This is a genomic window from Shewanella sp. 1180_01 (assembly GCF_052850535.1).
This window is the reverse complement of sequence record NZ_VXCT01000007.1, coordinates 1-17,823: the sequence shown is the minus strand read 5'-3', so window position 1 is coordinate 17,823 and position 17,823 is coordinate 1. Positions and strand designations below refer to the sequence as shown.

General features: G+C 47.8%; 15 protein-coding genes and 1 pseudogene. 9 read left to right on the top strand and 7 right to left on the bottom strand.

Annotated features, from left to right (window positions below; translation table 11 throughout):
* Positions 1-8 precede the first annotated feature (8 nt).
* From FW758_RS05980 to gmk, 5 genes are all read right to left on the bottom strand, one after another.
* A complete protein-coding gene (locus tag FW758_RS05980; protein ID WP_006079836.1) occupies positions 9-1,673 on the bottom strand; it encodes an AMP-binding protein in 1,665 nt (554 codons plus the stop codon).
* Positions 1,674-1,900: 227 nt separating this feature from the next.
* Positions 1,901-2,284 carry a RidA family protein gene (locus tag FW758_RS05975; protein WP_115335691.1) on the bottom strand — a complete coding sequence of 128 codons (384 nt, stop codon included), beginning with the start codon at positions 2,282-2,284 and terminating at the stop codon, positions 1,901-1,903.
* A gap of 25 nt (positions 2,285-2,309) precedes the next feature.
* The gene (gene spoT, locus FW758_RS05970; RefSeq protein ID WP_006079840.1) at positions 2,310-4,415 is read right to left on the bottom strand and encodes a bifunctional GTP diphosphokinase/guanosine-3',5'-bis pyrophosphate 3'-pyrophosphohydrolase; all 2,106 of its coding nucleotides are present in this window, start codon (positions 4,413-4,415) and stop codon (positions 2,310-2,312) included.
* Positions 4,416-4,460: 45 nt separating this feature from the next.
* Complete coding sequence (gene rpoZ, locus FW758_RS05965) at positions 4,461-4,739, bottom strand: DNA-directed RNA polymerase subunit omega (protein ID WP_006079841.1); 279 nt, start codon at positions 4,737-4,739, stop codon at positions 4,461-4,463.
* A 49-nt stretch (positions 4,740-4,788) separates the two neighbouring features.
* Positions 4,789-5,421, bottom strand: a complete 633-nt coding sequence (gmk, locus tag FW758_RS05960) for a guanylate kinase (RefSeq protein WP_006079843.1) — start codon at positions 5,419-5,421, stop codon at positions 4,789-4,791.
* 252 nt (positions 5,422-5,673) lie between these two features.
* Here gmk and FW758_RS05955 point away from each other — a divergent pair, with 252 nt between their 5' ends.
* The 4 genes from FW758_RS05955 to FW758_RS05940 all read left to right on the top strand — a co-directional run bounded on the left by FW758_RS05955 (position 5,674) and on the right by FW758_RS05940 (position 11,037).
* The gene (locus tag FW758_RS05955) at positions 5,674-7,302 is read left to right on the top strand and encodes a hypothetical protein (protein WP_446444906.1); all 1,629 of its coding nucleotides are present in this window, start codon (positions 5,674-5,676) and stop codon (positions 7,300-7,302) included.
* A 204-nt stretch (positions 7,303-7,506) separates the two neighbouring features.
* The gene (locus FW758_RS05950; RefSeq protein WP_446444905.1) at positions 7,507-8,379 is read left to right on the top strand and encodes an NTP transferase domain-containing protein; all 873 of its coding nucleotides are present in this window, start codon (positions 7,507-7,509) and stop codon (positions 8,377-8,379) included.
* On the top strand, positions 8,372-9,436 hold the full coding sequence (locus tag FW758_RS05945; RefSeq protein WP_006086635.1) for a phosphotransferase enzyme family protein: 1,065 nt from the start codon (positions 8,372-8,374) through the stop codon (positions 9,434-9,436). Before FW758_RS05950 ends, FW758_RS05945 begins: the two co-directional genes overlap by 8 nt.
* A gap of 182 nt (positions 9,437-9,618) precedes the next feature.
* Positions 9,619-11,037, top strand: coding sequence for an MFS transporter (locus FW758_RS05940; protein WP_432344924.1), 1,419 nt, complete (start codon positions 9,619-9,621; stop codon positions 11,035-11,037).
* A 9-nt stretch (positions 11,038-11,046) separates the two neighbouring features.
* Here the strand turns inward: FW758_RS05940 and FW758_RS05935 are convergent, their stop codons facing one another.
* Positions 11,047-12,000 (bottom strand): sulfotransferase family protein, encoded by a 954-nt coding sequence (locus tag FW758_RS05935; RefSeq protein WP_432344927.1) that lies wholly within the window; start codon positions 11,998-12,000, stop codon positions 11,047-11,049.
* A 646-nt stretch (positions 12,001-12,646) separates the two neighbouring features.
* On the opposite strand from FW758_RS05935, the gene FW758_RS05930 reads away from it, so the two are divergent.
* Positions 12,647-13,762, top strand: a complete 1,116-nt coding sequence (locus FW758_RS05930) for a Fic family protein (RefSeq protein ID WP_446444904.1) — start codon at positions 12,647-12,649, stop codon at positions 13,760-13,762.
* A gap of 91 nt (positions 13,763-13,853) precedes the next feature.
* On the opposite strand, the gene FW758_RS05925 is transcribed toward FW758_RS05930, so the two are convergent.
* Positions 13,854-15,176 carry an ATP-binding protein gene (locus tag FW758_RS05925; protein WP_446444903.1) on the bottom strand — a complete coding sequence of 441 codons (1,323 nt, stop codon included), beginning with the start codon at positions 15,174-15,176 and terminating at the stop codon, positions 13,854-13,856.
* Positions 15,177-15,297: 121 nt separating this feature from the next.
* Between FW758_RS05925 and FW758_RS05920 the strand changes: the two are divergent.
* The 4 genes and pseudogenes from FW758_RS05920 to FW758_RS05905 all read left to right on the top strand — a co-directional run.
* Positions 15,298-15,785: pseudogene (locus FW758_RS05920) on the top strand (Fic family protein); the annotation flags it as partial.
* 26 nt (positions 15,786-15,811) lie between these two features.
* Positions 15,812-15,964, top strand: a complete 153-nt coding sequence (locus FW758_RS05915) for a hypothetical protein (RefSeq protein ID WP_446444902.1) — start codon at positions 15,812-15,814, stop codon at positions 15,962-15,964.
* A 118-nt stretch (positions 15,965-16,082) separates the two neighbouring features.
* Entirely contained in the window at positions 16,083-17,381 is a 1,299-nt protein-coding gene (locus tag FW758_RS05910; RefSeq protein ID WP_446444901.1) for a restriction endonuclease, read from the top strand.
* A gap of 23 nt (positions 17,382-17,404) precedes the next feature.
* Positions 17,405-17,823 (top strand): AAA family ATPase (locus FW758_RS05905; protein WP_446444900.1); only part of this gene is annotated, 419 nt, incomplete at its 3' end.

The following is a 17,823-nucleotide window of genomic DNA, read 5'->3' as shown; positions in this document are numbered from 1 at the left end:
TAGCTGAGCTATTTTTGCGTTAACTCATCTTCCCAGCGAACTTGGGCGCCACGAATGCCATCAACTCGTTCGCTAAAGGCTTTTTCAAGCACATGGCGTTTGATCTTAAGCGTCGGTGTCAGCACATCGTTCTCAATCGTCCAAGGATCGTTAACCACGATAATGGCATCGACGTGTTCGTGTGATTCTAAGTGCGGATTCACGCTATCGAGTGTCGCCTTGAGTGAAGCGCGGACTTCTTCGCGGGCCTGCAAACTAGCGCCTTCGGATAATTGCACTAATGCGACCGGATGCGGCAGACCTGAGCCAATCACGCAGATCAGTTCAACATGCGGGTCCTGCGCCAATTTACGTTCGATAGGCACAGGCGCGACATATTTTCCCTTGGCGGTTTTGAAGTTGTCCTTCACTCGGCCAGTAATGGTCACGCAACCATCGGCATCAATAGAGCACAAATCGCCAGTGTGGAAGAAACCATCGGCGTCGAAGGCCGCTGCAGTGGCTTCGGGCTGTAGATAATAAGCCGTCATTAACCCAGGACTCTTAAGCAGCAACTCCCCATCTTCACCTTGGCGGATCTGACAATCCTCAACCGGGCGACCCACAGTGCCAATTTTACGGGCATCGAAGGGGTAGTTGATAATCGAGTAGGCGCAGTTTTCTGTCATGCCCCAAGCTTCACAAATGTTCAGACCAATGCTGTGATACCAGTGGATCAGCGACGGCGGAATGGGCGCAGAGCCAGAGCCGAGCAAACGACAATGGTTCAAACCTAAGCCTTTATGGATTTTGTGCTTCACTAAGCTGCTGATTAACGGGATCTTCAGCAATAGATTCAGTTTACTAACACCAATTTTGTCTATGATGTTTTTCTGGAACAGGCTCCACAAACGCGGCACTGAGAAAAATACCGTCGGTTTTGCCCTTTGCACGTCGGCGACGAAGGAGTCGAGACTCTCGACGAAGGCGACCACGCTGCCGGAATAGAAGGATGAACCTTCAATCGCGACGCGCTCTGTGATGTGCGCTAAAGGTAAATAGGATAACAATCTGTCATTGCCGTCGGTGCGCAAATCACGCACTACCGCTTGGCAGGTCCAGCCATAGCTGGCGAAGGTTTGAATCGCGCCCTTAGGTTGACCCGTCGAGCCAGAGGTATAGATAAGTGTCATCACTTGATCAGGCAGCGGCAGCGGCGCATCAACTAGTGGATAACCTAGTTTAAGTAATTGTTCCCATTGATATTGGGCTGGCATTGTATCGTAGGGCATAGCAAGGCGTAGCAGCTCGCCGCCGACACCGGCTTCTTGGTCGGCCCAATGGTCGAGCTTGCCGAGGAAAATGGCTTTTGCACCGCTGTGTTGCAGCACATAGCGAATGGTATCTGTGTTGGCCGTTGGGTAAATCGGCACGCTAACATAGCCGCCGTGCATTAACGCGAGGTCGGTGATAAACCATTCGGCGCAGTTTTTAGAGAGTACGGCAATCTTATCACCGCGCTCTAGGCCTAGATGCTGTAAGGCACCGGCCAGTTGTTGCACTTTTTCTTGAACTTCGGCCCAAGTAAAATCAAGGAATTGACCCTTGATAGGTTGGCGTAAATAGACTTGATCCCCCTGAGTCTTAGCCCAGTGCGCCAGCATTTCAATTGGCGTCTTAATCGCTGTATCCATTGGCAATTCCCTGTTCTTTATTGTTATTTTGGCTGCACCCAGTATGGCGAGTTTTGTGAGCCCGCGCAAATAGTTTACAGGATTGTAAAATATGAGAATGGAGCCCAAAGCCTACAAGCTGAGTATGAAAATAAGATGAAGAGAATAGTAAGCGGAAACGAGGATTGTGGCGGCAACAAAAAAGGCGCCGCAGCACCTTTTTGTTGGTTGAAGTGGAATGCCAGAGCTTACAGCTCCATCACGCCATCCATTTCAACTTGAGAATCCTTCGGCAATTGCTTCACGCCGATAGCTGCACGGGCAGGGTATGGCTGGCTGAAGTAACGGCTCATGATTTCATTCACTTTTACAAAGTGGCTTAAATCAATCAGGAAGATGTTGAGCTTAACGATATCGTTGATTGAACCACCCGCAGCAGTACAAACCGCCGTTAGGTTTTCAAATACTTGCACCACTTGCGCTTCAAAATCATCGCTGACAATTTGCATTGTGCTTGGCACAAGCGGAATTTGGCCGGATAAATACACTGTGCTGCCGACTTTGACGGCCTGTGAATAAGTGCCGATGGCCGCAGGGGCGTTTTCGGTCGCTATGATGATTTTTTCTGCCATGACGCTCTCTCTAATGTTGAGTTAATTAACGATTACGGGACGTACGCAGCACTTCGGGCAGTACCCTAATTCGGCGCATCACGTTGGCTAAATGGATCCTGTCTTTCACCGAAATCCGCAGGTTGATCAAATACACGCGGCCATCTCGTTCCTCTGTACTGAGGTTGTGAATGTTCGAGCCTTCGGCGGCAATGATCGAGGTGATCTTCGCCAGTGCGCCTTGGTGGTTAACGATTTCGACCCGCAGGTTGGCTTGGTAATCAACGCCTTCGACATTATCCCATTGCACAGGAATATACTTGTCAGGCTCGCCTTGATAACCACGAATGTTGGCGCAGTTTTCCATGTGTACCACTAAGCCCTTACCTTGGCTCACGTGGGCAATTACGGCATCACCAGGGATTGGGCGACAACAGTTGGCGAAGGTAACGAGCATACCTTCGGCGCCACGAATTGGCATCATGTGGCCGTCGCGGCTTTCTTGATTCTCAAGATTATCGCCAATCAAACGCTGTGCGATAACAATGCTCATGGCATTGCCAAGGCCGATGTCGGCGAGCAGTGAATCGAGCGTGGTATGTTTAGTATCGCGAATGACTTTTTCAATCTGCTCAGGCGGAATACTGTCGAGCTTAGTCTTGCCGAGCGCATGGTTGAGCAGACGGCGACCGAGTGCAATCGCGTCATCACCCTTAAGGCTTTTCAGCACTTGGCGGATTTTGGCGCGGGCCTTACCTGTTACTACAAAGTTCAGCCAAGCGGCATTCGGACGGGCGCCTTTGGCGGTAATGATTTCAACAGTTTGGCCTGAAATTAACGGCTGGCTGAGCGGATACGCTTGACGGTTAACGCGGGCACCGACGCAGGTATTACCCACATCTGTATGCACTTCGTAGGCAAAGTCTACCGCGGTGGCATTCACGGGTAATTCCAGAATGCGACCTTCAGGGGTGAACACATAAATCTCTTCTGGGAAGAGTTCAGTCTTCACGTTTTCAACGAATTCGAATGAGGTGCTGGCGCTTTGTTGTAATTCCAACAAGCTTTGCATCCACTTACGGGCACGCACTTGAGTCGTCGTGCCTTGGCCTGTTTGCGCACCGCCTTTGTAGGCCCAGTGTGCGGCAACCCCTTTGTCGGCCATCTGGTCCATATCTTCGGTACGAATTTGGATCTCAACGGGCACGCCGTGTGGACCAAACAAAGAGGTATGGAGTGATTGATAACCGTTGGCTTTAGGGATAGCGATATAATCTTTGAAACGACCGGGGCGAGGTTTATACAGTCCGTGCATGGCGCCGAGTACGCGATAACAAGTGTCGATGGAATCGACTATCACCCTAAAGGCGTAGATATCCATCACTTCTTGGAATTGCAGCTCTTTACTCTGCATCTTGTTATAGATGGAGTAGAGATTTTTCTCGCGGCCTTTAACTTTTCCTGGAATACCCGCATCGTTTAAGCGCGTATAAACAGCGGCTTCAATGCCTTGGATCAATTCTTTGCGATTGCCACGGGCAGCTTTAACGACTTCTTTGAGCACCCGATATCGCATGGGGTAATACGCTTGGAAACCTAAGTCTTCTAACTCTGTCTTGATGTTATGGATACCGAGACGGTTAGCGATGGGCGCGTAGATTTCTAAGGTTTCGCGGGCGATACGGCGACGTTTGTCGGGACGCAGGGCACCTAAGGTACGCATATTGTGGGTTCTATCGGCAAGCTTGATGAGGATAACGCGGATATCCTGCGTCATCGCCATCATCATTTTACGGAAGTTTTCAGCCTGAGCTTCTTTCTTGTCGCGAAATTTAAGCTTATCGAGTTTTGACACGCCTTCGACGAGCTCGGCCACCGCGACACCGAATAGTTCGGCTAAATCGTCTTTGGTGACATGAGTATCTTCGATAGTGTCGTGGAGCAGTGCTGCCATCAGCGTCTCATGATCAAGACGCATGTCAGCAAGGATGCGGGCAACCGCAACCGGATGAGTAATATAAGGTTCGCCACTCGTGCGCATTTGCCCTTCGTGGGCATCACGCGCAATCTGGTACGCCTGCTTGAGCAATTCTACCTGTTCGGGTTCTAAGTAACCGGAAGCAGACTCCTTTAGACCTTCAAACAGATACAAGTGGCAGCTCTCCTTTTACCTAAACAGGTGTTTACTCAACAACTCTTATAATGAACGGCCTTCAGCAATGGCTGAAACTGCTGCAATTTCAGCTGCTTCACGTTCACGTACCGTTTGACGCTCATCGGCATCTAAGGTGTGAGCGTTAACTAAACCTAGTTCGATTTCACGCAGGGCGATAACCGTTGGTTTGTCGTTCATCTCTTCAACCATAGGGTCTTTACCCTGCACGGCGATTTGGCGAGCACGACGCGCCGCAACCAAGATCATATCAAAACGGTTGCCGATTTGTTCTACGGCGTCTTCTACAGTTACGCGAGCCATGTGTTGAAACTCCAGTTTATCTAGGGAAAAAATGACGCAAAATTGTACACTATGACAGTTGGCCTGCCAACAGATCGTTAAGCATATCATTTTGCGCGTGGATCTGACTAGCACAGGTTAAGCGCTGACTGCGAATGATGGCACGCAAATCAGCTAACGCAGTGTCAAAATCATCGTTGACGATAATAAAATCATATTCTTTATAGTGGGACATTTCCGATACGGCTTGTGCCATACGGCTGGCGATCACATCGCTACTGTCTTGTCCACGTCCAGTGAGGCGGCGTTCTAGCTCGGCTTTCGAGGGTGGCAGAATAAACACACCAACGGCATCGGGCATCACAGCTTTCACTTGCTCGGCACCTTGCCAGTCGATATCGAGGAAAACATCGATACCTTGGGTGAGCGTATGCTCAATCACATGGCGCGAGGTACCATAGTAATTGCCGAACACTTCTGCCCATTCAAAAAAGGCATTTTCAGCAATTAACGCTTTGAATTGTTCAACATTAACGAAGTGATAGTGCTGACCATCGACTTCACCTGGGCGTGGCGCGCGGGTGGTATGTGATACCGAAACCTGCATGTCAGCGGGCTTGTCTTTAAGCAAGGCCGAGATCAGCGAGGATTTACCTGCGCCACTTGGCGCCGACACAATAAATAAATTTCCGCGTGCGGTCATGAGCTAAATATCCAATTGGTTAACGCAAGAAGGGCCCAGAAAGCCGAGCATTATACCGATTTTGACCATAGAAATACTAGGGCTTGTAGGCCAGCAATTTAAGCCTATTTTAGATTTACTTCGATATTATGCGCATTTTTATCCGACTAGGGTCGTAGGCACTGACAATTGCGGGTAAATTGGTTACGCTCGTGCGAATAAGGCAATGAGTGTCTTTTTGTATCTCGTTTTTACAACAATAAAGGAAGGGTCGTGCTGTTAAAATCTCTTTTCTGCCTTCACGGGCGTGATTCTCGTCCCCGCTTTGTCGCAATCAGTGTTGGCGTTTACGTCTGTATTGCACTTGCCGCCGCTGCTTTTGGGGCTAATTTCCTGATGTATTTACTGGCATTGTTGGGCTTACCTTTATTAGGGCTCGCCAGTTTGCGTCGTTTGGCTGATGCCGATAAATCAAAAGGCTTGATTGGCGTATTCCTATTACCCTTATTTATTTTCATCGGGATGTTAACGGCCGATGTGCATATTGCCTTGATCGGCTTGAGTTTAGTGTTAGCCGCTGGACTGACGTTTTGGGGCTGGCGTTTACCGGCGCCAACCATAGTCGATTATCGCTACGGTTATTTCGGCCCTGAGCTGGATGCGCCAACATCGCAGGCTATGCCTAGGCGCCGAGTGGAGCCGACGATCGTTCCAAAGGCGGCTAAAGAGATAGAAACTCAAGATGTTGCCGCAAGACAGGCAGGCAAATCGACCGCCCATATTCAAGCGCAGCCTCAAGTTGAGCGACATGAGCCGCATGTTGAGCAGTCGCATGCGCAGGCCATTAGTGCCGCAACGGCCTCTGAGCCTGTGGTGGATTTATCTGCCCATGTTGAACCCATTGCTGCTGAGTCTAATGTCGCTGAACCTATTGTCGCCTCGACTATGAGCGCGGCGGATGCCGAACTTGAAGCTCAGCGCCAAGATGAACTGCGTTTTGATGCCCTTACTCGGATGACGCAAAATCCTGCCGATTTTGTGGTGCCCGACAGTCATGCGGATTTTCGCCCAGCTAATGCTAGCCGTATTGAACAGACCAATATTGATTTAGTCGACGTTGATGTCGCCAATGTAGATTTAAAACATGTCGACTTTAACGCGGCCCAATTAGATCCTGCCGAACGCAGTACAGAACCGGGTTGGCGTTTTGCCGCCGAAGAAGATGACGAACTAGATAGCTTTAACGATCGAGATCATGCCGAAGAAGTGCGTCAACGCCGCGCCGAAGCGAAAGATTCTGGCTCGATGACCGAGCTATTTCGCGGTTTGTTCGAATTTTTAGCGCCGCTGAAGCGGCTCTTCGTACTACCTAAGATTAAGCTGCCTAAACTGGAACGCCGTTATTGGCGTCCTGCGGGGATAGGTTGTGGTGTTGTGGTCGTGCTCGCCTTAGTGTGGGGCCTTTGGCCAAATGGCGATGCTGAGACAGGCGACGGCGCAGAAGTGGTAACGGTTAACGCGATTGCACCCTATGCGGGTGAGCGGGTGACGCTCGCGCTACCGGACGGCTTTTCTGTGGCGCTGGAGGATGACATTTTGATCATGCGTTGGCTCGGTGAGAAAGGTAAAGCGCAAAACCTGTGGTCCTTAGCGACGGCAAAGGGCGATAAAACCTGTAGCCTGTTGTCCTTTAACAATGGCACTGACTATCGCCCTGTGACTGTGGATTTGAAAGCCGACTCAGCAACCGAGGCGCGATTCACCCCGCTCGACACCCAAGCCATCATAGTGGACCTTGCGCGCCGTGGCAGTATCAGCCTATGTGGTTATAAGTTCAGCCTTAAGGGCAGCCAAGCGATATTGGAACAGAATCGCACTTTTGGTGATTACATCGCGCGTTGATTTAGACTGCAAGTTAGGTCGCAGCTTAGGTCAGCAACATAAGTTGATAAAATTTCTGCTTAAATGCTAGTCACAATTAGAGGGGTAGATTACACTTTTGCTCCTCTTTTTCTCAAACCGCGTTTTAAATGCGCTATGCCTTGGTATTGGACGCTGCGGTTTGGGGAAACATCTTTAAATTTGAACTGAATATATCAATCCAGCATGAATACAGAATTGACCTTAGTCATTATGGCTGCAGGGCTAGGTAGTCGTTTCGGCGGCGATAAGCAATTGGCAGCGCTCGGTCCCGCTGGCGAACCCATGTTGGTGTTATCTATCATGTCGGCCATTCGCAGTGGCTTTCAGCGTGCTGTGCTGGTGATCCGCCCAGAGTTAGAAACTGAGTTAACTGAGATACTGACACGGTTTTTACCCACCGATTTTGTTTATCATTTTTGCTATCAAGCCTTAACGGATTTACCCGAAGCGGCGCAGCTGGCTGATCTCAGTCACAGGCTAAAACCTTGGGGCACGGCCCATGCTCTTTGGAGTGCGCGCCATCTCGTTAAAGGGCCAATGGCCGTTATCAATGCCGATGATTTTTATGGTGATAGCGCTTTTGACTCGTTAGCCAAAGGCTTAAGCATGAGACCTACAGAGTGGATGATGGTGGCTTATCCCATAGAACTCACATTGTCGGAGCACGGCGGCGTTAACCGCGGTCTGTGTCAGGTTGAAAATGGTCAGCTTAAATCGGTTGCCGAATGGCTCAATATCGCCGATCAAGCTGGGCAATTGGTGGGTGATGGCCCACAGGGACATGCGAGTTTGCCGCCCGAGTCCTTGGTCTCTATGACTTGCTGGGGCTTCTCCCCAAGCATATTTGATGTTATTAAACGTGAATTAACCGAATTTATCGGGCAACAGGGTCAACAACCTAAGTCTGAATGTTACTTGCCCGCGATAGTACAAGCGGGCATTGAGCAAGGTTTGCCTGTCTATGTCGATGTTGCCTGTGAGCCTTGGCTCGGCGTGACTTATCCGCAGGACACTGTCTGGGTAAAACAAAAATTAACGGAGTTATTGAGTGATTAAACTCATCAGGCAGTCAGTGTTGCCTCATTTTGGTATTGAAGCTGCCGAGGCAAAAATTTCTGCACTCGGTAATGGCCACATCAATGACACCCTTTTGGTGCGCTGGCCTGCGGGCGAATTAGTATTGCAGCGAATTAATACTGAGGTATTTAAAACGCCCAACGCTTTGGTCAGCAATGCCGATAAAATTAGCCATCATTTATGCGCTAAATCGTTGCAGCAACAATACGGCCTCAAAGTCGTTAGCCCTTGTTTAACCCAAGAGGGTGAATTGGCTATCGATTTAGGTGAACAAGGATTTTGGCGCGCGATCAGTTATTTGCCCCACAGTCTCAGCATTGAAGTGGTTAAATCAGAGCAAGAAGCAGAAATGGCGGCTAAGGCCTTTGGTCATTTTGCTTCAGCCTTGAGTGACTTTGATGCGACTCAGCTCGAAGATGTGATCCCTCAATTTCACCATTTACCGGGACGCATGGCTTTGTTGCAACAGGCCGCCGAACTCGATAGCCAACACCGCCTAGATCTTTGCCGTCATTGGGTCGATTACGCGTTATCTCAGCAGGCTTTGCTGGATGAACTCGCGGAAATATCGCCAAAGTTGCCGCTGCGAATTTGTCATAACGACACTAAAATCAATAACATGCTTTTCGATAAACGCGACATGTCCAGTATGGCGATTATCGATTTAGATACCTGCATGAAAGGTCATCTGATGTATGACTTTGGCGATATGGTCCGCACCTTCTGCTCGCCAGAGGAAGAAGACTCAACGGCCTTGGATAAAGTCCAAGTGCGCCAAGATATCTTCGCTGCGATTTGCCGTGGCTACTTGAGCGAGTTGGGTGATGTCTTAACAGAAGACGAAAAACGCAGTCTGTGGCTCGGTGCGCGGGTGATTTGTTTGATGATAGGCGTGCGTTTTTTAACGGATTATCTTAACGGTGATGTGTATTTCCACATCCACCGCGAAGGCCACAATCTGGACCGCGCCGCCAATCAGTTTACCTTGTACCAAAGCTTGCTCGACCAAGAGACGGTACTTAAAGCCCATTTCTAAGTCAGGATATGGATCTTGGTGATTGCGCCAGTTTATTGAGCCAATACACAGATAAACAAAACGCCCAAGGCTTTGCTTTGGGCGTTTTGCTTTAATACGATTGGTATAAGCCCTAGGCAGATGGCATTTCATCCGACATAATCGAGCAATATCCCTTAATATTATATGGATTTGTGCTTGGTATGGATTCACCTGTGGCGCAGCCGTTAGTCACTTGTTCACGGCGCAGCGAACGTAACTCTTGGTTAAGATGTACCCTGCGTCGCTCGCAGCAGGAGGCGGTTGCCTCGTCTATGATGACGGCGACCAGCGATAACTTCTTCAATGCCTACGCTATTTTTCTCGGTGCCAGCCTAGCGCAGATGGGCTTTGTCACGGGGTTACCTCAGCTTTTTGGCGCTATCTCCCAGCTTTTATCTGTCTGGCTCGCCAGCCATTTCTCCCGCCGAACTTTTATCGTCTTTTGCGCCGCCTTTCAGGCCTGTGTTGTGCTGGCGATGGGCGCGTTAGCCGCTTTCGGCCCTGAACATGCGGTGTGGATCTTTATCGCTTTAGCCGTTGGTTACCATGGTTTTATCAATCTAATTCAACCCCATTGGCGGGCGTGGATGGGCTCTATTGTTCCCGAACGGCGCCGTGGCACTTTTTTCGCCGCGCGTACTCGGCTCACTATGGGCGCATCTTTGAGTGTGTTCTTTATTGGCGGCGGCATACTCACCTTAACCGACTCGATGCAGATGGCGTGGCTGGGCTTTAGTCTGTTGTTTTCTATCGCGGCGATGGGGCGGTTTGTCTCGGCTTGGTTACTACTGCAGATGCACGATCCCGATCCGCGCGAGCCCAAACAGCGCGGTGTATTTTTGCAGACCATAGGTCATTTTCGCGAGGCGTGGAAGGATAAAACCTTTCGTCAGTACAGTTTGTTTGTCGCCAGTATGCAGGGCATGGTGGCGATCTCGGCACCATTTTTTGCCGTTTATATGTTGGAAGGCTTGAAGTTTACTTATCTCGAATTTGTGTTCGCCAGCGTGGCTTCGATAGCGACTCAATTTGTCACCCTGCGATTTTGGGGCCGCTTTAGTGACCAATTCGGCAATCGATTAGTGATGATCATCACCAGTTGTATGATCCCAAGCTTGCCGCTGATGTGGCTATTCTCGGATAACTATCTGTATATCTTAGCTATCCAAGCTTTCTCTGGCTTGGCGTGGAGCGGCTTCACCTTAAGCACGGCAAATTACCTTTATGATATCCGCCCCTTTCGCAGTGACTTTGCGACCTACGCCGCTTTGCAAGCAGCCTTGAGTGCGGCCTGTGTATTTGTTGGCGCGATATTGGGCGGCACTATTGCCTCCCATGCGGCGGATTTTTTAGTTTGGTCGGGTGGGAATAGCGTGTTATCGAGCCCTATCTTCGTGGTGTTTTTAGTCTCGACCGTGCTGCGAGCCTTAGTGACACTTTGGTTTATTCCGCGCTCGGTCGAACCTAAAGTGCGCCCAAGGCCGCAGTTACTGCAACTTATTTTCCGTATCCGCGGCTTTAATGCCATTTCGGGCGTGAGCCTCGATTGGCTCACTGTGGTAAAACGCCGCAAGCAATAGGGCGTACAGCTAAAGCGTATAGTCGAAAAACTTACGGCTTTGCGGGCCAGCGCTATTACTGTTCACCTTATTGGGATGTTTATATTCATGCCAAGCCGCGACGTGCGTACCAGCGTTTAATTTAGGGAAATCCAGTCCATGCTCGCTGGTGTTGACTGGCAGTGGTTGAACAGCTGCCTTTACCTGACTCGTTTCTTCCTGTGATATCTGGCTTGGTGCACGTTTTATTTGAGGAACCGAGAATGCCCTATCTGTCACTTGGCCTAAGGTTGGGCAATCCGTGGTTAACCCCAAAAATTGCAACAAGCGACTCAAGCTCCCCGCATGGCTTATGTCGAGCGAGATAAAATCTTCTCGGCCATGAAAGTAAGCGAGCACTTCGTTTTGATGCCTTTGATAACAAGCAATAAGATGTGCCTCATCCGCGGGATCAGTCACTTTATCGATTGCAAACGTGTGCCGAAAGCTGCGTTTCATAATCGGGTGGAATCGCCCCGATTTTGCTTCTAAATGCGGCAGCATTTTACCTAGCAGCATTTGCATTGAAGGCACCCACTTCGCCATATCACGCTCGAGGTAGACAAATTTGGCCTGCGGGAATAGACCATCAAGCTGCCGATAATCACTAAAACAGGGTACATCAGAAATCGCATCGGCCAGCATAAACGCCTGTTTAGTAAAGGCCATGTGCGCCACTTTAAGCCCTTGCTCCAACAACGCCACACTCACACTTGTAGTGCCCGTACGCGGCAAACCTATGATAAAAACCTTCTGTTTTTCTACACTTGTCTGTTCACCACCGAGCTTATTCGACTTTGCAGGATTCATCTCAGCTGGCGTGGCAATCGGTGAATGACCAGTGTGCTGCGTATCGGCTGCATGATCTGCATTGCCAATATGTTGTGCATTAGCAGAACATTGTGCGTGAGCAGAAGCTGGTGAATTGTTGGCATTATCAGGCATAGATTGGGCTCAGAATGTGTGTGCAAGTGGTGCGGTGTAAGCAATGAGTTTTCACATCGGCGTTTCGCATTGGCGTGTCAAATCAGCGGCAACAGTATATCTCAGCACGAAGGCTTTGTCGGTAGTATACCCAAACAACCTGAAGATGCAGGATTCAGCGGGAGTTTAACGCACTTTAGGCAAGGCGGTTATTTGCAGACCTAGCGGGCTAAGTTAAAAATAACCAACACAGCATAAAGTGCGTTAAAACCCGCCGAGACGGAGCGCCTAGGGCACTCCACTTCCGTGTTGCATCAATTCAAAAGGTGGCCGACATTCTGTCATTGATGCGCCTTGAATTGAATCACCCTAGACGCTCTGAAACTCGTATATTCAGGTAGCTTGGGTATATACATAAAAGTCACGAACAACGGCAATGCGCCACAGTATTGTATGGCCGCTGTACGATAAAAGTGGAAGCCCATAAGGCTTAGGATCTGAGTTCCCGGATTACCAACAAGGCTCATTTCCCTGCATTGCATAGCCATGTTGGTATTGATGAGGCGATTATTAGCACTATTTGACTCATAATTTGAGGCGAATATGTTTGTTAATCGCCTCATTATGTGAGTAGAATAGGCTTGTTATTTGACTCGTGGGGTAAGATATGTGGATTTGGCAGCAAGCCGATTGGCCTAAGTTTCATTGGAATACCAGCAGCATTGATGCCTTGCTGCGTCAGGTCTATTTCAATCAGGGCCAGCTGCTTGGGAAGCAAATGCTAAGTCACGACGACAGCCTGTTAACGTCAGATGCAGCACTCGACACCTTACTCGCTAACATTATCCATTCCAGTGCCATCGAAGGTGAAAAGCTCAATGCTGCTTCAGTGCGCTCATCCTTAGCTAAAAAACTCGGCGTGACTGAAGATAAACCGTATCCGACAACAGCGCAAACCGATGGTTTAGCTGACATTATGCTCGATGCCTTAAAAAATTTAGAGACTGAATTAACCCTCGAACGGATATTGGGCTGGCATCAGCAGTTATTTCCGCTGGGTTACACATTACTTAATCCTGTTATTGGTGGAACGCTGCGTGGCGATACACCTATGCAGGTTGTCTCTGGCCGCATTGATAAACCAACAGTGCATTTTGAGGCACCCTCTAGATCGGCATTGGATGCTGAACTCTCGCAGTTCATCGAATGGTTTAATGCTTCACGGCAAGCGCAGGTTTTAGATCCGCTTATCCGTGCGGCGATAACACATCTTTGGTTTGTTACTCTGCATCCACTTGATGATGGTAATGGGCGTATCACGCGTTTATTGACTGATTTAGCTTTGGCGCAAGCGGAGAAGCGCTCGATTCGTTTTTACGCTATGTCGGTCAGTATTCTTGCCCGTCGCCAAGTCTACTATGACATTTTAGAGTCCACTCAAAGGGGCGATGTAGATATTACTCCTTGGTTAGTCTGGTTTTTTGAAACCCTCAATGACTGCTTACTCAATGCGATGGCAGATGTGAGCAGAACGCTGTCGAAAACTCAGTATTGGCAAAGTGTCGACCCATCTTTATTGAGTCAGGAGCAAGCCAAAGTGCTCAATCGGATGTTAGATGGCGATTTTGAACTAGGGATTAATAGTAGCCAGTATCAAAAGGTCGCTAAGGTGAGCCGTGCCACCGCCACCCGTCACCTTGCGCAAATGGTCGAGCAAGGCTTTTTAGTGAAAGCCGACGCCGGCGGCCGAAGTACGAGGTACTTATTGCCGAGTGGGAAGTAGGTTGTTTCAATGAGCTTAATTCGCTAAATAAATGGCTAAGCAACTTCAAGTTGTTGAAGCTAGCTGTTTGAGTTGCTTGGCGACGGATCATTTAGCTTAATAAGTGTTTCTTAACGACATGCTCAGTGTAATACAGCGGAAAAACGAGATGTTTTTGCTCAAGGGCCGACGAGCCTTGAGTTCCTGTCAACTTGATCGTTTTATGTGGATTGCATTTCTCTATATATGACTGTAGCGATTTAGCTCTTGTGCGTTTGCCACTTTTTACTTCGACAGGGATGATATCCCCTTCATCCGTTGCCAAAATAAATTCGATTTCGGCGCGGGCGTCATTCCATGAATAACTTGGGTCAATGCCAATGGCGGTGAGTTCTTGCTGCACAAAGTTTTCTGCCACATACCCTTTGTATTCATAGTTTTGTTGCTTGATCTCTTTATAACTACTACCCAGCATATGATTGAGCAGGCCTACATCAAACAGAAACAGCTTGACCATATTTTCTTTTTTATAGGCCGCCAGAGGCGATTTCGGCAACCCTTCAATAGGATAGTTTGGCAAGGCTAAGCGGCAGCAGTTAAGCCAATGGATTGCGGTTTCAAAATCGCTATAACGAGATTTACGCTCATGCACATGTTTAAATTTAAAGCGTTTAACGGACTCATCGCTCACAAGTGATAGCTGCGCTGGAATGCTATTGAACACCGATTCAATTAGTGTGGCATCGACCTTGCCCGCGTATTTACCAAAATCGCGGCGATAACCTTCAACTAAATCGGCATGAATTTTAGAGACTTTTTCAACACGCTCTAAAATGCTTGATTCTTTAAACTGATACCAAGCAGAAACCGCTTCCGGCATACCTCCTGTAAAAAAGTAGTCCGTCAGTTTCTCCATCAATTTAGTGTGTACTGCCGCCGTGCTTGCCTGGGCTTCAAAGGCTTTGATTAGCGTTTGTTCGTTTGATGCGTGAATAAATTCTTGGAAGGTCAGTGGTCGTAAATTGTATTGCTCTACCTTGCCAACGGGAAAGGTGTTGAGCAAACCAATGTTCGAGCCGCTGGCCGCGACAAAATAGGAAGGTGCTTTTTCAGCAAAATACTTTAGTGAGGTAACGGCACGTTCACATTCGCCAATTTCATCTAAGATCAGCAGATCGGTTTCTGGGTTGAACGTTTGGTTGGTCAACAGCTCAATGTTCATTAACAGCTCGTCAGGAGACAATGAGCCATCGAACGCTTGTTTGTAAGCTGGGTTTTCAAGGAAGTCGATACGAAGGACGTTGGTAAACGTATTACCAAACAACTCTTGCAGCAGATACGTTTTACCCGTTTGCCTCGCGCCATCGATCAATAATGGCTTACGCATAGGTTGGTTTTTCCACGCAATTAAGGCGTTGAGTAAGATGCGCTGCATTGTCTTTTCCTGCCTATTAAGATTGTTAATCGGCCTACACTATAACCTATTTTACACATTTACGCGCATAAAAGTGGGTTTTTTATCATTTTTATGCGCATTAAAGTGCGCATAGAATTCGCTTGATGATAATAATGGGCGCATCACGCGTTTATTGACTGATTTAGCTTTGGCGCAAGCGGAGAAACGCTCGATTCGTTTTTACGCTATGTCGGTCAGTATTCTTGCCCGTCGCCAAACCTACTATGATATTTTAGAGTCCACTCAAAGGGGCGATGTCGATATTACTCCTTGGTTAGTCTGTTTTTTGAAACCCTCAATGATTGCTTACTCAATGCGATGGCAGATGTGAGTAGAACGCTGTCGAAAACGCAGTATTGGCAAAGTGTCGATCAATCCTTATTGAGTCAGGAGCAAGCCAAAGTGCTCAATCGGATGTTAGATGGCGATTTTGAACTAGGGATTAATAGTAGCCAGTATCAAAAAGTCGCTAAGGTGAGCCGCGCCACCGCCACCCGTCATCTTGCGCAAATGGTCGAACAGCGCTTTTTAGTAAAAGCCGACGCCGGCGGCCGAAGTACGAGGTGCTTATTGCCGAATGGGCAGTAGTGAGTGCTTAGATTTTCGGCTCAACAGTGGCCACAAAATGGTATCGCCCGCAGGCACGCCGTAAACTCTTCCATGAGGGCTCCACCGCGCCATCCATGGCGCAGAAGGCCTGCTTAGCGATACCATTTTCCGCTTTGCTGCCCTTGTATCGCGTTACCTTCAGTGTGGTACTTGTGTGAGGTTATAAATTAGCAGTTGAATAAGCGCATACTCACAATTGGTATCCACATTTCTTCTAATTAAATATCAGTATGTTATATTGCACCAAGCTGCTTAGATAAGGATTGGTGACGAATAATGGAAATTCAGATTGGTGATGTACTGAGATATAAAAAGCCAGCATGTGGAGAAAACATGTATGAAGATGGCTACCTTAATTTCCATTTTCTAACCAAATCAATCGAAGCCAACAATCTGCAGCTTGAAAAGGGAATAAACCCTAGTGCCAAGATTAAAACCAGCTTGGGCCAACTCGTCCGCCCGGCAATACTCATTTCCAGTAGTCCAAATAAGAAAGGTTCAATAGAAACACCCCGGGAAGATTTTTATGACGTTGATAACGGTCATATCCGCTACTTTGGTGACAATAAAGAACCTGGTAAAGATCCTGCTACTGCACCAGGTAACAAAGCGCTACTCGAAGCTTTTCGATTAGCGCATTCACATTGCCTACTAGAGCGCTCTCTTACTCCACCTATCTTATTTTTTAGACGCGTAGTTATGAATGGTGTTGCTAAGGGTTATCCCCAGTTTCAAGGATTGGGTGTGATTAATAGCATAGAGCTAGTAACGCAATGGGATAACAAACTCGGGCGTACGTTTACCAACTATGCCTATGACTTTACCGTTTTTTGTATAGCAGCAGAGCATGAAGAGTTCGAATGGGATTGGATAAATAGCCGCCGTAAAAAAGCTTTTTCTCTAGAGATGACCAATCAAGCTGCTCCTAAAAGTTGGCAACAATGGCTGAGCGAAGGTAGCAATGCTTTAAATAAACTACGACGCCGAGTATCTAAGTTAAAGCTAGAGAAAGCGATAAATCAAAAGCCTATTCCGGGTTCTGAGTCAGACAAAATTTTAAATCAAATTTATGATTACTACGCTAACAAGAAGCATAGATTTGAGGCGCTCGCTGAGGTGATTGCAGAGCGTGTTTTAGACAGAGAGCTAGGCATTTATCAAAAAGGCTGGGTGACTCAAGGCTCGGGTGACGGTGGTGCTGATTTCATCGGTAAGGTGACTTTGGGTAGTGGATTCTCCAAAGTGGAGTTGATTGTGTTAGGACAAGCTAAATGTGAGTCACTCAATACGCCAACGGGTGGTAATCACATTGCTCGTACAGTGGCACGTTTGAAGCGTGGTTGGCTCGGAGTGTATGTCACAACCAGTTATTTTTCTGACTCGGTTCAACGAGAAGTCATTGAAGACAAGTATCCGATAGTCTTGATCCATGGACGCAGACTTGCAGAGGAAGTTGCTAAAATAGTCTATGAAAGCGAAGCGTATTCGAATGTCACAGAGTTTTTAATCGCGATGGATGCAGTGTACCCATCGCGATTAAAGCAAAGGCAAGTTGAAGAAATATTAAACAGCTAAAACATAAATGAACAGAGATTTAGATGTCAGACTTTTTGAATGAATTAAAAAAACGCAATGTTAAAAGTTTTAAAAGATATATAAATAAAATTCGATTTCCATATTTTAAAAAGCTTAAACAGCATACTGAAATTACTTTTAACTTCCCATTTACAGTGCTGGTAGGGCCAAATGGCTCAGGTAAGTCATCTACGCTTCAAGCATTATATGGTTGTCCTAATGGTAAAAATGTGAGTGATTTTTGGTTTTCGACTTCTCTAGACCCTATAGTAGAAGGTAGTGGTGAGGTCAATAGGTTTATATATCAATATAAGCCTGATGGATATAATGCTGAGATTGAAGTTATTAAAACACGTAGAAAAAGGAAGGCCAAAGGTAATCAACCAGAAGATCCTGATTATTGGGAAACGGCTAGACCTTCAATTAAAGATGGTATGAATAG

Excerpts from the sequence above, each read along its gene's own strand:
- FW758_RS05980 (WP_006079836.1), bottom strand. The coding sequence starts at position 1,673 with ATGGATACAGCGATTAAGACGCCAATTGAAATGCTGGCGCACTGGGCT.
- FW758_RS05975 (WP_115335691.1), bottom strand. The coding sequence starts at position 2,284 with ATGGCAGAAAAAATCATCATAGCGACCGAAAACGCCCCTGCGGCCATC.
- rpoZ (WP_006079841.1), bottom strand. The coding sequence starts at position 4,739 with ATGGCTCGCGTAACTGTAGAAGACGCCGTAGAACAAATCGGCAACCGT.
- gmk (WP_006079843.1), bottom strand. The coding sequence starts at position 5,421 with ATGACCGCACGCGGAAATTTATTTATTGTGTCGGCGCCAAGTGGCGCA.
- FW758_RS05950 (WP_446444905.1), top strand. The coding sequence starts at position 7,507 with ATGAATACAGAATTGACCTTAGTCATTATGGCTGCAGGGCTAGGTAGT.
- FW758_RS05940 (WP_432344924.1), top strand. The coding sequence starts at position 9,619 with ATGGATTCACCTGTGGCGCAGCCGTTAGTCACTTGTTCACGGCGCAGC.
- FW758_RS05935 (WP_432344927.1), bottom strand. The coding sequence starts at position 12,000 with ATGCCTGATAATGCCAACAATTCACCAGCTTCTGCTCACGCACAATGT.
- FW758_RS05930 (WP_446444904.1), top strand. The coding sequence starts at position 12,647 with ATGTGGATTTGGCAGCAAGCCGATTGGCCTAAGTTTCATTGGAATACC.
- FW758_RS05925 (WP_446444903.1), bottom strand. The coding sequence starts at position 15,176 with ATGCAGCGCATCTTACTCAACGCCTTAATTGCGTGGAAAAACCAACCT.
- FW758_RS05910 (WP_446444901.1), top strand. The coding sequence starts at position 16,083 with ATGGAAATTCAGATTGGTGATGTACTGAGATATAAAAAGCCAGCATGT.